The sequence below is a fragment of the Aeromonas tecta genome, from assembly GCF_000820185.1.
GTDB classification, from domain to species: Bacteria; Pseudomonadota; Gammaproteobacteria; order Enterobacterales; family Aeromonadaceae; genus Aeromonas; species Aeromonas tecta.
The window spans coordinates 424,239-438,044 of sequence record NZ_CDCA01000036.1; the positions used below are offsets into that span (position 1 = coordinate 424,239).

The following is a 13,806-nucleotide window of genomic DNA, read 5'->3' on the forward strand; positions in this document are numbered from 1 at the left end:
TAGTGAGAGGTAAATGCCGTGCCCACCCCGGACCGTCGCCCCCGTGGCCATAACAGACGTGCCCAGTTGCGTCGCCAAGACGAATCACAAGGATCCCTGCTCCAGCGTATCAGTGCCGCGACCCTGCCCCTGCGTCAGCGTCTCGGCCAGGGCATGAGCGGCCTTGGCCAACGCAACAAGAAGGAAGCCAAGACAGGTTCATTCAAGCTGGCGAGCCCGCTGCCGCGTAAAAACACCATAGGTCTGCTGATACTGGTGCCCATCTGGCTGCTGCTGCTCATCTGGGAGCCAGCGCCCTCGGCCCCCGGCGTGGCGCCTTCCGGTTCGCTCGCGGTGCCGCTGGCCGTGCCGAGTCAGGCGCTGACCGTTGGCAGTGCTGCCACGGGTGGCGCGGTGCAAGCCGCCAAGCCGGTCGAGGAGGAGAAGGTAGACGGCAGCTGGTTGCAACACGATGTGCAAGCCGGTGAGACCCTCTACTCCATCTTCCGCAAGTTTGAGTTGCCAGGGGCTGAGCTGAGCCGCCTGATCGCCATCGAGGGGCCGGACAGGCCGCTGACCCGGCTGCAGTCAGGCAAGTCGGTGTTCATCCTGGTGGATAGCAGTCGCCGCATTCAGCGGGTCGAGATCCGCTCCTTCGGTCAGGCAAACTACCGCTATGACCGGCAAGGTGAAGGTTTCGCCCTCAAGGAGTGAGGCCACGAGACAAATGAAGAAAACGGGAGGCCAATGGCCTCCCATTTGCTATTTGGGCCCCTGAAACAGGCTACCGAGATCGCAATATTCATAGCTTGCTCAAAAAATGAAAAGTGCCAAATTGACAAGGGATCGGCCTTACGTACAATCGAGTGTGCTTTCGACAGGGATTGTACTGCATGCTACTGGGACAAGTTGACGTGGTCAGTCATGGCTCAGCCCCTGCTTTCTTAAGCAAATGCTGCCCAACAAGGCGTTAGTTTCATTTTGTTATAGATAGGACTTACCACATGTCTGACATTCGCACCGGCCAAGTAAAATGGTTCAACGAAACCAAGGGTTTTGGCTTCATCGAGCAATCCCAGGGACCGGACGTATTCGTTCACTTCTCCTCCATCCAGAGCACCGGTTTCAAGACCCTGGCTGAAGGTCAAAAAGTCCAGTTCACCGTGACCCAGGGCCAGAAAGGTCCCCAGGCCGAGAACGTGACCCTGCTCTAAGTCACGTCAGTGAACCAGTAGGAGGAGATTGCTCCTCCTATTTTTTTGCCTGCCATTCCCCTGCCCCGCTCGCTCCCTGCTTGCCCTTTGCTTCCCGCTACGCTCACCACGGCGGATCCGCTCGTCCCACCGGCCCTTATGCGCCCAGACATGCCCATTTCGCCAACGACCAGGCGAACCGTGGCAGCATAACCATCCAATAATTGTTTATCTTTCAAACAAATTGACATGTTAAATTTTAAAAGCAGGAATAAATCACTGCCTGTTTTGCGGCGTGAATGGCAAAAATAATGGGAAATATAAGATGTCGGCGACGAGATTCACAATCTGTCAGCTGACATTGCTCACAGGTGCGAGACATGCCCAACCCAGGCCGCGAGTTTGGAGGGGATTTGAGGGAGATCAGGAATACGACAACAGGATCTGGATGCGACGAAGCGCGAGGAGCACAGGAAATACGATGCGAAAGGCCATCCGGCTCAAGCAAGCGTGGATCAAGCATGACCAACGGCGGTTGGTTTCAATTTCGTTCTGGGATGCACTAAATGAGGAAGGGGGTACTACGAAGAGAGATTGGAGCGGAAAACGAGACTCGAACTCGCAGCCCAGCCTTGGCAAGCGCGGATAATGCTCTACCAACTGGATGTAGCAGTGGATGTGGCTGTGATTGTGCTGAGAAAGTGGATTCGTGAACTTGAAGGAGAGATTGAATTCGAAGGATTCGAAGAGAGATTGGAGCGGGAAACGAGACTCGAACTCGCGACCCCGACCTTGGCAAGGTCGTGCTCTACCAACTGAGCTATTCCCGCAACAGGATGTCGTCTGCACATGATTGGAGCGGGAAACGAGACTCGAACTCGCGACCCCGACCTTGGCAAGGTCGTGCTCTACCAACTGAGCTATTCCCGCATCGGAATATCATCTGCAGCACTTCTAGTAAGACAAATTTGGAGCGGGAAACGAGACTCGAACTCGCGACCCCGACCTTGGCAAGGTCGTGCTCTACCAACTGAGCTATTCCCGCAACAGGATGTCTTCTGCATATGATTGGAGCGGGAAACGAGACTCGAACTCGCGACCCCGACCTTGGCAAGGTCGTGCTCTACCAACTGAGCTATTCCCGCATCGGAATATCATCTGCAGTACTTCATAAAATTTGGAGCGGGAAACGAGACTCGAACTCGCGACCCCGACCTTGGCAAGGTCGTGCTCTACCAACTGAGCTATTCCCGCAACATAGATGTCTTGAGGCTGTGCTGATGATTGGAGCGGGAAACGAGACTCGAACTCGCGACCCCGACCTTGGCAAGGTCGTGCTCTACCAACTGAGCTATTCCCGCATCGGAACATCATCAGCAAACTTTTGGAGCGGGAAACGAGACTCGAACTCGCGACCCCGACCTTGGCAAGGTCGTGCTCTACCAACTGAGCTATTCCCGCAACTACCTTAAAACGGCCGTACAGCATTTGGTTGCTTGCGCTACTGTACGGGAGCCGAATTATAAGAGCAGTCATTCCAATTGCAAGGGCTTTTTTGTCACTGTGCGGCCGTTCGCTCAAAAGCTGTCCGAACTGCCGATTTTAGCAACCGGCGGATGCCAAGCCCTTGCCGGCAACTCAGATTTTGAAGACGTGAGCGCGGTAGAACTGCAGTTCGGCGATGGATTCGCGGATGTCGTCGAGGGCCTGGTGGGAACCACTTTTCTTGAATTGATCCAGCAATTCCGGCTGCCAGCGACGGACCAGCTCCTTGATGGTGCTGACGTCGACGTTGCGATAGTGGAAGAAGGCTTCCAGCTCTGCCATGTGCTTGACCATGAAGCGGCGATCCTGGCCGATGCTGTTGCCACACAGCGGGCTGGTGCGCTCCGGAACCCACTGGCGGATGAAGTCCAGCGTCTCGGCGATGGCCTTGGCCTCGTCGTATTTACTCGCCTTGACCCGCGCCACCAGACCGCTGTTGGTATGGGTGTTGACGTTCCAGTCATCCATCTTGGCGAGCTCTGCATCGCTCTGGTGAATGGCGATGACCGGCCCCTGGGCCAGCACATTCAGATCCTTGTCGGTGACGATGGTGGCGATCTCCAGTACCACGTTCTGCTCGGGGTCCAGGCCCGTCATCTCCATGTCGATCCATACCAGGTTCTGCGCGCTGACTGTCATGATTACTCTCTCTATTGGGAGGAATGGCGGAATTTTGCCAATTTGCATGTATCATACTGGCTTTGAATCTGTTCATAAACTGGCAAACCCCGTGGCAAAGAAAGCAAAACTCAATCTGGGTCAACAAAGGCGCGTCCAGGCTAACCGCGAACGGCGGCTGCAAAAAGATCACACGACAGTGGTGGATGACACCCTGTTTGGCCCGGCCATCGAAGGGATGGTGATCAGCCGTTTCGGTCAGCATGCCGATGTGGAAGCGACCGACGGCACCATCCACCGCAGCAACCTGCGTCGCAGCAGCATCAGCAGCCTGGTGTGCGGTGACAAGGTGGTCTGGCGTCCCGGCCTCAATGCCGCGACCCCCGGGGTCATCGAGGCGGTACATCCGCGCCACTCGGTGCTGACCCGGCCGGACTTCTACGACGGGGTCAAACCCATCGCTGCCAACATCGACCAGATCATCATCGTCTCGGCGGTGATGCCCGAGTTCTCCACCAACATCGTCGATCGCTACCTGGTGGCCGCCGAGGACGTGGAAATCGCGCCGCTTATCGTGCTGAACAAGGTCGACATGCTCGATGACGCGGCCCGCGTGCGCATCGAGCGCCAGCTCACCCCCTATCGCAAGCTCGGCTACCAGGTGATCCTGGTGAGTTGCGAGAGCGGCGAAGGGCTCGATGAGCTCAAGGCGCAGTTCGACGGCAAGATCAGCATCTTCGTCGGCCAGTCCGGGGTGGGCAAGTCTTCCCTGGCCAATGCCCTGATGCCGGGACTGGGCGTGCTCACCGGCGAGATCTCCGAAAACTCGGGGCTCGGTCAGCACACCACCACCACGGCGCGGCTCTACCACTTCCCGAGCGGCGGCGATCTCATCGATTCTCCCGGAATCCGCGAGTTCGCGCTCTGGCACCTGGAAGCCGATCGCATCACCTGGTGCTTCGTCGAGTTTCGTGACTACCTGGGTGGTTGCCGCTTCCGCGACTGCACCCACAAGGACGATCCCGGTTGCGCCCTGCGTGCCGCGGTCGACAGTGGCGACATCAGCGCGGATCGCTTCCACAACTATCACCGCATCCTGGAAACCATGCAGGAAGCTCGCCACGGTCGGCAACAAGCCCGGCTGTGACCCATTCAACGAATTCTGTAGATGAAGATCATGAGCATCACTGACAACCTGAAAATTGCCGGTCAATACTGCCTGCCCAAACACGCCGTCTCCCGCCTGGTGGGCAAGCTCGCGGCCGCCGAAGCTGGCAACCTCACCACCAAGGTGATCGAAGCCTTTATCAAGCGCTACCAGGTCGACATGAGCGAAGCGCTCCATGAAGAGCCGGCGTTTTACAAGAGCTTCAACCACTTCTTCACCCGTGAGCTCAAACCGGGGATCCGCCCGGTGGTGGACGATGCCATGACCCTGGCGCTGCCGGTGGACGGTACCGTCAGCCAGCTCGGCCCCATCCATCAGGGCCGCATCATTCAGGCCAAGGGCCACGACTACAGCGCCCGCGAGCTGCTGGGTGGTTATGACGATCTGGTCGCGCCGTTCAAGGACGGGGACTTTGCCACCATCTATCTGGCGCCCAAGGATTACCACCGCATCCACATGCCGCTGGACGGCGTGCTGGAGAGCATGGTGTTCGTGCCAGGGGATCTGTTCTCCGTTAACCCGCTCACCGCCGAGAACGTGCCGAACCTGTTCGCCCGCAACGAACGGGTGGTGGCCACCTTCCGCACCCCCCATGGTCCCATGGCGCTGGTGCTGGTCGGTGCCACTATCGTCGCCAGCATCGAGACCATCTGGGCTGGCAACATAGCGCCGACCAAGCACAAGGAAGTGGTGCGCTGGGATTACAGCGGCGATGAAGCCATCACCCTGCAAAAAGGCGCCGAGATGGGCCTGTTTAAACTTGGCAGCACCGTCGTCTGCCTGTTTGGCCCGGGCATGCTGGCCGGTTTCGAACCGCACCTGGCCAACGGCGTCACCACCCGCATGGGGCAACCCTTCGCCACCCTGGCGGCCAAGGCATGAGTGAGCAACCTATTGTACCGGCGCAGCGAAAGAACCCGCTGCACGGGCTGACCCTTGAGGCGATAGTCACTGCCCTGGTGGCCCATTACGGCTGGGAGCAACTGGGGAAGGAGATCGACATCCGTTGCTTCACCCAGGATCCCAGCATCAAATCCAGCCTGAAATTCTTGCGAAAAACCCCCTGGGCCCGGGAGAAGGTCGAGAGCCTCTACCTGTACGTCCAGCGCAAGCAGGCGAAAAAGAAGGAAGACCCCGATGGCGTTTAAAATTACCTACACCTACAACAAGCAGGCCAAGGAAATCGGCTACGCCAACGACAAGTTCAACAGCATCTACGATGCCATTGCCGCCGCTGAAGGCGTTAACTTGTCCAGCTTCCATGCCATGGAAGCCCAGCTGGCCCAGGTCTGCCGCCGCGACAAGAAGAGCGTGAAAGACTACCGGGAGAACTACTTCAAGGAGTTGGGTTTCTCCAACATCGTCATCGAACGGGATGGCCAGGAATAAGATGCGCACCCTGACCCTGATGGCCGCCTCCCTGCTGCTGGCGGCCTGCAGCACCTCGCAGCAACAACTGGTCGGCAACGATCAAGATGCCCACGGCTGCCGTGCCAGTGCCGGCTACCAGTGGTCGGCCCTGACCAATCAGTGCGTGCGGCTGTTCGAGCAGGCCGTCCGGCTGCAATCCTTGAAGGCCAGCGAGACCGGCAGCGCCTTCGTGCTGTTCAACGCCGATCAGAGCCAGGCCGAGCTGACCCTGCCGAGCGGCGAGCAGATCCGGCTGGTTCGTCAGGGGGAAGAAGGCAACCACTCCTGGCAGGGAGGCGCCTACCAGCTCTTCCCCTGGAAGGGCTATGTGCTCAAGTCCGGCGAACAGCCCCTGTTCCACGGTGATAGCGCCCTGTCCCAGTGAACTGCCTGACCATCAAACCCCCGGCCTCTGCCGGGGGTTTTGTTTTTGCGGCATCTGGCTGGCAGGACAGATCCAAAACAAAAGAGCCACACCCAGAGGGCGTGGCAAAGGTAGGCAGGGTCACTCATCCAGCATGGCCAGCAGGGACTGGCCGATAACACAGCATCATCATGAAGGGGGACGCCTCAGCGCGGCCCCTCTTACTTAACGATCGATGGCGTCCAGCACTCGGGCGGAGTAGACCATGGCGGCGCCGGTGTTCATGGCGATGGCAACGCCGAGGGCATCGGCAATCTCGGCACGGCTGGCCCCCTGCTTGAGCGCCGCATCCGCGTGTACCACGATGCAACCGTCGCAGCGGGTGGTGACGGCCACCGCCAGCGAGATGAGCTCGCGGGTCTTGCCATCCAGAGTGCTATTCTTGCTGCCGGCGGATGAGAGCTGCTGATAACCCTTGAGGGTATCGGGGCTCAGGGTGCCCAGCTCCATCACGCGGCCCATCAGCTCTTTACGGTATTGTTCCCAATCTTGCATCTTGACTCTCCACTCTCGACTGGCGGGCCATTCCCGCTCGATGTCCACAGTATTGCAGCCGACGGTGAATCGATTAATACTAAAAAGACGCAATTTAAGGTCAAATTGAATCATGAATGAGATCGATACACTCATCAGTCAGGCCGGTATCCGTGGCTCCTTCGATGTGCGCTGTCTCTATCAGGGGGGCTTCAGCCTCCCCCACGAGCAGAGCCCGGCCGGGGTGATGCCGTTTCATCTGCTGATGAAGGGTGAGATCAGGATCAGCACCCCGTCGGGCCAGGCGTTGGTGATGCAACCGGGGGATCTGCTGTTGCTGCCGGGTGGGGAACCCCATGTCATCTGGCGCGACGGGGCCGAGCTCGGCGATCGGGAGCAACGGGACGGCAGCTTGCCGGTACGCGGCGATGGCGGGGACGAGGTGGAGTTTCTGTGCGGCGAATTTCATTACCAGGGCCCGCAGCGCCCCCTGCTGCTGGATGCCTTGCCCAGCCCGCTCTGCATTCCCCTGCTTGGTAGTGAGTCGCGCCAGGCGCTGGAGCTGGTGTTGCGGCTGATCCGCCATGAGCTGCAACGGGAGCAACAGGGTTCGGGCGCCGTGCTGACGGCCCTGAGTCAGGTGCTGCTGGCCATGGGGCTACGCGCCCATGCCAGCGATCCGAACGGGGCACTTGGTCTGGTGGGGGCCCTGCAGGATCCCAAGCTGGGGGGATCCCTGCAGGCCGTGCTGGCCAATCCCGCCCACCCCTGGAGCGTGGATGAGCTGGCAGCCCTGGCCGCCATGTCGCGGGCGACCTATTTTCGCCATTTTCGCCAACGGCTCGGCTGCAGTGTCTGGGAGTTCGTGGTGCGGGTGAGGATGGTGCGGGCAGGTGAACTGCTGCGCCAGCCGGATCATCTGCCCATCGGCGAGGTGGCCATGCGGGTCGGCTATCAGTCAGAGGCCTCCTTTGCCAAGGCATTCAAACAGTTGACCGGCATGGCGCCGGGCAAGTTTCGCCAGCTGGGCTGACTCGGCCACCCGTGAGGCGCCCAAAAAACAACACCCCGTTCGTTGAACGGGGTGTTGTTGTGCAAGCCACCCGGAAGGAGGCGAGCAGGGCAGGATCAGTTGCCGAGGGTGGCGAACAGGCTCTGCTCCAGGCTACCACGGGACACACAGACCGGCGTGATGGAGGGGGCCAGCACGCGCTCGCCGGAACCTTCAACGAAATAGAGCTGGGTGTTGCCCTTGACGTTGACGGTGGCCACGCTGTTGCTGCCGCTCTGGGTGATGATCAGGTTGATCTGCAGGTTGGGGTTGCCCAGTGCGACCTTGGAACCCATGGTGCCACAATCCAGCCACTCCAGACCCTCGGCCGAGTTCTCGACGTTGGCGGTCATCAGACCGGAGCCACGCTGGCTGTTCTCGATATTCAGGCCATGATCGCCAAACCACTTCTCGGCGCGGGCCCACACCAGATCGACCGGGATCTGCAGCTCCTGGGTATTGTTGGTTGCCTTGGCGACCGGCGGGGTATAGCGGTACTGCTCGCCGCCATTGTTGTCACTGGCACAACCGACCATCAACAGGGCCAGGGCGCCCCCCATTATCTTCTTCATGTTGCTTCTCTCGTCCATAAGGCCACCACAGGCCAATCGGCGGCTATTATGGGGCCCGCGACACAGACTGTCAGCAGGGATCGGCATAAATGGTCAAGCCTCCGCCCAAGCTTTACAAAACTGGCCTGTTATCATAGATTTGCTCGAAGTCTCCCCCGTGAGTGTCTGTGTGAATTCCTTGCTCACCCTGGCTCTGCTGCAGCAGATCATCGACCAGTTACCCATGAATATCTTTTGCCGAGATACGGACGGACGCTACCTGTTCGCCAACAAGGTCTTCGCAAAGGAAGCTGGCTTGCAACATCCCCATGAGCTCATCGGCAAGACGGATGCCGAAATGCCATGGGGCGACATGTTCCGGGAGGAAGATCAGCGCCTGCTGGCCGAGAGGCAGCCACTGCTGCACCAGCAACTGCACTGCAACAGCGGCGACGCCACCAGCTGGATGGAGATCCACAAGGTGCCGCTCTATGACGAGCAAGGGGAACCGCTCGCCCTGTTCGTCATGGTCAGCGCCATCGATCAGCGCAAGGAGCTGGAGCTGACGTTCCGCCATCAGCAAGTGCTGCAGCGCCGCCTGCTCGACGCCATCCCGGACCCTATCCGGTTGGAAGACCACCAAGGGGTGCTCATCGACTGCAATCAGGCCTTCCTCGATTTCATGGGACTGGCGGCGAGCGAGGCGCTCGGCCAGCACGTCTCGCCCCGCCTGCCGGCGGAGCAGGCGATGGGACGAGGTGAATATTGCCTGATGGATGCCAATGGCCAGGGCCGCCATCTGGAGGTGACCCGGGTCGATGTGCCGGATGGCGAGGGCAATTCCCTCGGCATTCTCACTCTGAGCCGCGACATCACCGGGCTGCGCACCACCCAGGCCCAATTGCAGCAGGAGCAGCACTACGACAGCCTGACCGGCCTGCTCAAGCTGTCCCATTTCTTGCAGACCAGCCGCCACCTCGGCGCCCGCCAGGCCAGCCTGGTGCTGGTCGACCTGCAGCATTTTCGCGAGATCAACGACCGCTTCGGCATCCGGATCGCCGATCGGCTGCTAAACCAGGTGGCCCGTCGCCTGCAACGGCTGGCCCCGCCGCAATCCTTGTTGTGCCGGGTGGCGGCCGATGACTTCGCCCTGCTGCTGCCACAGTTGCCCCTCCCCCTGAACGAATGGAGCCGCCAGCTGCAACACGAGCTGATGACGCCCTATCAGGTCGAGGAGCACAGGATCCAGATCCCGGTCTTCCTCGGCATCGCCCAGGGCAAGGCCAACGATGCCGAGCGCCTGCTCAGCCACGCCGAGGCGGCGCTGGCCCAGGGTAAACGCCAGCAGCAGCACTGCACCCTGTTTGACCCCGAGCTCGACGCCAAACTCAAGCGACGCCAGCTGATCGCGGCCCAGTTGCCGCTCGCCATCAAGGCGGCCGAGCTGACCGCGGTCTACCAGCCCATCATCTGCACCCACAACAATCACCTGCACGGGGCAGAGCTGCTCTGTCGCTGGCCTCACCCGGTGTTTGGCATGATCTCGCCAGACGAGTTCATCCCCCTGGCGGAAGAGCTCGGTCTCATCGGCCAGCTCGGTCAGCTGATGCTGGAGCTGGGCTGCGCCCAGCTGGCCCGCTGGCAAGTGGCGGCGCCGGATCTGGTGCTCTCCATCAACCTGTCGCCGCTGCAGTTTCGCGATCCCGAGCTCTGCTCCCAGATCTTTGCCTGCATCGAGCGCCACGGGTTGGCTCCCTGGCAGCTGGAGCTGGAGATCACCGAAGGGGTGCTGATGGAAAACGCCGACGAGATTGAGAGCAACCTCGCCAGCCTGATCGAGGCCGGTTTCCAGCTTGCCATCGACGATTTCGGCACCGGCTACTGCTCGCTGGCCTACCTGCCGCGGCTGCAGGTATCGACCCTCAAGCTGGACAGAAGCTTCACCCAGGGGCTGTCGACCAATCAGGCCACCACCGCCATCGTGCGCTCCGTCATCGGCCTCAGCCATGAGCTCGGCATCAAGATCACCGCCGAAGGGGTGGAAACCCAGGAGCAGCAAGCCTGGCTGGTGCAGGCAGGCTGCGATCGACTGCAGGGCTTCCTGTTCAGTCGCCCCCTCCCCCCCGCCGAATTTGCCCGCAACTACCAGTTGCCGGGCTGACTCGCGAGCAACAAAAAGACCACTCGAGGTGGCCTTTTGTTTTGAGCACCCTCTCCCTCTGGGAGAGGGTTGGGGTGAGGGTGATTACTCCTGGAAGTAAGTGCCCCAACCGTCGTAGTCCACACCGTATTTTTCGAGGATCGGCAGCATTTTTTCGATGTCGGCCAGGATAGGCTCGATCTCCAGCTTGCGCTCCACGGTGGCGTCGAAGCAGAAGATGGGCGCGCCATCGTCCAGCTCCATCTCTTCGGCGTCGGTCACTTCGAAACCGGCCTTGAACAGGTCAACCGCGGCCTTCTCCAGCAGATCGAAATCCTGGCAGGCAAAGTGGTGCTCAATCTCGTAGTCCACATCCGGATTGCTGCCGTCGGCCAGCAGTTCGTTGACGATGGCGGTGGTCTCTTCGCGCCACTCTTGCATGTTGATACTCATATAAACCCCAGGCGGTATTGGATGGATGTCGACACCCGACTGGCAGGCGATCCGCATTGATAACGCGCGGTTGGCCGCCAGGGGCATAGTTGCGGCCAAGCATACTCGCACAGCGCATCCGGCTCAATGCAGCGCACCAAGATAACTGCCCCCCGGCCTCCCTCCCAAATGGTGGTGTCGACAAAAACTGGAGAATGGAGCAATAAACCAGCATGAAACGACAACGACACATATGACACTACCAGGATAAATAAAGGCAGTTGGTTATCGCTAAATAGCCTTAAAAAGCAGTCTCTTTCACTTCAAAACCCGGCGTGACAAACCCGGTCTCGGCAGGTATCAAGGGACGCGGGTGAATCACTACCCGCCAGGAAAGCGGAGTCCGACGGGCTCCCTTTTTGATCATGTGAAGGAGCACATAGTAATGCCTACAAAAACAATAATGAGCCTGCTTGTCGGCTCGACCCTGATAATTGGAAACCCTGCCATGGCCGCCCCGGTCCACGGCCCCTTCGATGCCCCCCTTGCCGACGAGGTGAAAGTGCTGGAGATGCTCAAGAAGAGCGGCCGCATCCCGACCCTGGCATCCCCTGAACAGGAGCAGGCCGCCCTGGCCCGCTACTACCGGGAGAAGGTACGCAGCTACCCCGGCAGCAGCGGCAGCCTGGCCCAGAAGGAGGGCAAGGTGCGGGAGACCATCCTCAAGAAGATCCGCCTGAACGGCACCGCGCGCGCCGGCGATCGGGTGCCCACCCTGCTGCTCAAGGCTATCGAGAAGGAGCGCTACCGCGGACAGATGCGCAAGGACAAGATCCTCGCCATCCTGGTGGACTTCCCCGATTACCCGAAGAACAGCCTGAGCCCGGAGCTCACCAAGATGTACTACCCGGACTACACCCAGGCTCACTACAACGATCTGCTGTTCTCCGCCAAGGGCTACGCGGGCCCAAACGGCGAGCGCTTCATCTCCATGCGCCAGTTCTACGAGCAGCAGTCCGGCCAGAGCTACAGCGTGCGCGGCCAGGTGGCGGGCTGGTATACCGCCGAGAAGAGCGCCACCTACTATGGCAGCAACAAGAACGAGACCGCGGTGCGGGAGCTGGTGAAGGAAGCGCTTGCCCAGGTGGCCGGGGATCCGTCCATCGACTTGTCCGAGTTTGATCAGGAAGATCGCTACGACTTGAACGGCAACGGCAATCGCAACGAGCCGGATGGCCTCATCGACCACCTGATGATCTTCCACTCCAGCGTGGGGGAAGAGGCGGGCGGCGGCGATCTCGGCGAAGATGCCATCTGGGCCCACCGCTGGAATCTGGGGACGCCCTACCCCATCCCCGGCACCAACAGCCCACACGGCAACTTCGGCGGCCAATTCGCGGCCTACGACTACACCATCCAGCCCATCGATGCGGCGGCCGGGGTCTGCGCCCACGAATACGGCCACGATCTGGGGCTACCGGATGAGTACGACACCAAGTACAGCGGCAAGGGGGAGCCGGTGGCGAGCTGGTCCATCATGTCGTCCGGCTCCTGGGCCGGGATGATCGGCGGCACCGAGCCGACCGGTTTCTCCGCCTGGGCCAAGGAGTACCTGCAGGCCTCCCTCGGTGGCAACTGGCTGCACGGCAGCAATGTGCAGGTCGACGATCTGACTGCCCGCGGCAACGTCTACATGCTGGATCAGGCCAACGACAAGGGTCGCAACGACGACGTGGTGCGCATCAACCTGCCCCCCAAACAGGTTCCCCTCAATCCACCCTACGCCGGCCAGTACCAGTATCACGGCGGCAAGGGCAACAACCTGAACAACCGCATGAGTCTGGCCCTGGATCTCGGCGGCAAGCAGAGTGCCAGCCTGGCCTTCAAGGCCTGGTACCAGATTGAGGAGGACTTCGACTACGCGCGGGTGCTGGTCAACGGCGAGCCCATTCCGGGCAACCTGACCCGCACCGACGATCCGAACGGCATCGGCTTCGGGGTCGGCATCACCGGCAACTCCGATGGCTGGACCGATGCCGAGTTTGACTTGAGCCCCTGGGCTGGCCAGCAGATCACCCTCAGCCTGCAATACCAGAGCGACGGGGGGACGGCCGAGAACGGCCTGTTCGTGGATGAGTTGCAGGTGACTGCCGACGGCGAGACCCTACTGAGCGACGGCGCCGAGGGCAATTCCGCCTTCACCCTTGCCGGTTTCGTGCAAAGCAGCGGCAAGGAGACCAAGGATCACTACTACCTCGCCGAGTGGCGCAACCACGCCGGGGTCGACAAGGGGCTGGCCCACATCAAGGTGGACAATCAGCTGATACGCTACGAGCCGGGTCTGCTGCTCTGGTACGTGGACAACAGCCAGAGCAACAACTGGGTGGGCCTGCACCCGGGGGAGGGCTTCCTCGGGGTGGTGGATGCAGATCAGCGCGCCCTGAGCTGGAGTGACGGCGCTGTGGCGGGTACCCGCTACCAGATCCACGACGCCACCTTCAGCCTGGGCTTCCAGCGCCCCCTCGATCTCACCCATGCCAGCGGCTCCGTGCTGCAGGACTTCTGGATAACCCCGAACCGGGTATTCAAGGATTCGCGCAGCTACCAGCGCGAGGCGATTCCGGACGCGGGCCGGCTGCTGCCCGAATATGGCCTCAAGATCAGCGTCACCGGTCAGGCCCGGGACTTGAGCACCGGCCGCATCATCGTCAGCCGCCATTGAGGATGTCACGCAACCAGGGGGCCACAGGCCCCCTTTTTATCGCCCGATTTCCGGGCCTGATTGCGGCTCAATGGGCCAAATCGCCTAACAAGCCTGCGG

14 protein-coding genes and 7 tRNA genes are annotated in these 13,806 nt (G+C 60.6%); 10 read left to right on the forward strand and 11 right to left on the reverse strand.

The features are described 5' to 3' along the window. The first annotated feature begins 18 nt into the window (after nt 1-18). A complete protein-coding gene (locus tag BN1137_RS16940) occupies nt 19-693 on the forward strand; it encodes a LysM-like peptidoglycan-binding domain-containing protein (protein WP_050719717.1) in 675 nt (224 codons plus the stop codon). A gap of 290 nt (nt 694-983) precedes the next feature. Then, nucleotides 984-1,193: a cold-shock protein gene (locus tag BN1137_RS16950; protein WP_005317918.1), complete on the forward strand. Its 210-nt coding sequence runs from the start codon at nt 984-986 to the stop codon at nt 1,191-1,193. A 733-nt stretch (nt 1,194-1,926) separates the two neighbouring features. On the opposite strand, the gene BN1137_RS16955 is transcribed toward BN1137_RS16950, so the two are convergent. From BN1137_RS16955 to orn, 8 genes are all read right to left on the reverse strand, one after another. Then, nucleotides 1,927-2,002, reverse strand: a tRNA-Gly gene (locus BN1137_RS16955). A gap of 24 nt (nt 2,003-2,026) precedes the next feature. Then, a tRNA-Gly gene (locus tag BN1137_RS16960) sits at nt 2,027-2,102 on the reverse strand. Nucleotides 2,103-2,141: 39 nt separating this feature from the next. After that, a tRNA-Gly gene (locus BN1137_RS16965) sits at nt 2,142-2,217 on the reverse strand. Nucleotides 2,218-2,241: 24 nt separating this feature from the next. Next, nucleotides 2,242-2,317, reverse strand: a tRNA-Gly gene (locus BN1137_RS16970). 33 nt (nt 2,318-2,350) lie between these two features. Next, a tRNA-Gly gene (locus BN1137_RS16975) sits at nt 2,351-2,426 on the reverse strand. A 31-nt stretch (nt 2,427-2,457) separates the two neighbouring features. Next, nucleotides 2,458-2,533 (reverse strand) — tRNA-Gly (locus BN1137_RS16980). Nucleotides 2,534-2,557: 24 nt separating this feature from the next. After that, nucleotides 2,558-2,633 (reverse strand) — tRNA-Gly (locus tag BN1137_RS16985). Between the two features lie 177 nt (nt 2,634-2,810). Beyond that, a complete protein-coding gene (orn, locus tag BN1137_RS16990) occupies nt 2,811-3,356 on the reverse strand; it encodes an oligoribonuclease (protein ID WP_050719719.1) in 546 nt (181 codons plus the stop codon). 91 nt (nt 3,357-3,447) lie between these two features. On the opposite strand from orn, the gene rsgA reads away from it, so the two are divergent. From rsgA to BN1137_RS17015, 5 genes are read left to right on the forward strand one after another with little or no spacing between them, the layout of a single operon-like run. Continuing rightward, on the forward strand, nt 3,448-4,482 hold the full coding sequence (gene rsgA, locus BN1137_RS16995) for a small ribosomal subunit biogenesis GTPase RsgA (protein ID WP_050719773.1): 1,035 nt from the start codon (nt 3,448-3,450) through the stop codon (nt 4,480-4,482). A gap of 30 nt (nt 4,483-4,512) precedes the next feature. Further along, complete coding sequence (gene asd, locus BN1137_RS17000) at nt 4,513-5,385, forward strand: archaetidylserine decarboxylase (protein ID WP_050719774.1); 873 nt, start codon at nt 4,513-4,515, stop codon at nt 5,383-5,385. After that, entirely contained in the window at nt 5,382-5,651 is a 270-nt protein-coding gene (locus BN1137_RS17005; RefSeq protein ID WP_050719720.1) for a VF530 family protein, read from the forward strand. The genes asd and BN1137_RS17005 overlap by 4 nt, the downstream gene beginning before the upstream one ends. Next, nucleotides 5,641-5,892, forward strand: coding sequence for a DUF2960 domain-containing protein (locus BN1137_RS17010; RefSeq protein WP_050719721.1), 252 nt, complete (start codon nt 5,641-5,643; stop codon nt 5,890-5,892). Before BN1137_RS17005 ends, BN1137_RS17010 begins: the two co-directional genes overlap by 11 nt. 1 nt (nt 5,893) lies before the next feature. Then, entirely contained in the window at nt 5,894-6,298 is a 405-nt protein-coding gene (locus BN1137_RS17015) for a hypothetical protein (protein ID WP_050719722.1), read from the forward strand. Nucleotides 6,299-6,502: 204 nt separating this feature from the next. Here BN1137_RS17015 and BN1137_RS17020 read toward each other — a convergent pair whose 3' ends face one another. Then, nucleotides 6,503-6,832 (reverse strand): carboxymuconolactone decarboxylase family protein, encoded by a 330-nt coding sequence (locus BN1137_RS17020; protein WP_050719723.1) that lies wholly within the window; start codon nt 6,830-6,832, stop codon nt 6,503-6,505. Between the two features lie 112 nt (nt 6,833-6,944). Here BN1137_RS17020 and BN1137_RS17025 point away from each other — a divergent pair, with 112 nt between their 5' ends. Beyond that, on the forward strand, nt 6,945-7,844 hold the full coding sequence (locus tag BN1137_RS17025; RefSeq protein ID WP_050719724.1) for an AraC family transcriptional regulator: 900 nt from the start codon (nt 6,945-6,947) through the stop codon (nt 7,842-7,844). A 95-nt stretch (nt 7,845-7,939) separates the two neighbouring features. On the opposite strand, the gene BN1137_RS17030 is transcribed toward BN1137_RS17025, so the two are convergent. Continuing rightward, entirely contained in the window at nt 7,940-8,434 is a 495-nt protein-coding gene (locus BN1137_RS17030; RefSeq protein WP_050719725.1) for a hypothetical protein, read from the reverse strand. Nucleotides 8,435-8,603: 169 nt separating this feature from the next. Here BN1137_RS17030 and BN1137_RS17035 point away from each other — a divergent pair, with 169 nt between their 5' ends. After that, nucleotides 8,604-10,574, forward strand: coding sequence for a putative bifunctional diguanylate cyclase/phosphodiesterase (locus BN1137_RS17035; RefSeq protein ID WP_050719726.1), 1,971 nt, complete (start codon nt 8,604-8,606; stop codon nt 10,572-10,574). Between the two features lie 84 nt (nt 10,575-10,658). Here the strand turns inward: BN1137_RS17035 and rraB are convergent, their stop codons facing one another. After that, nucleotides 10,659-10,994, reverse strand: coding sequence for a ribonuclease E inhibitor RraB (rraB, locus tag BN1137_RS17040; protein WP_050719727.1), 336 nt, complete (start codon nt 10,992-10,994; stop codon nt 10,659-10,661). A 499-nt stretch (nt 10,995-11,493) separates the two neighbouring features. On the opposite strand from rraB, the gene BN1137_RS17045 reads away from it, so the two are divergent. Then, a complete protein-coding gene (locus BN1137_RS17045; protein ID WP_232306960.1) occupies nt 11,494-13,707 on the forward strand; it encodes an immune inhibitor A domain-containing protein in 2,214 nt (737 codons plus the stop codon). Nucleotides 13,708-13,806: the final 99 nt, after the last annotated feature.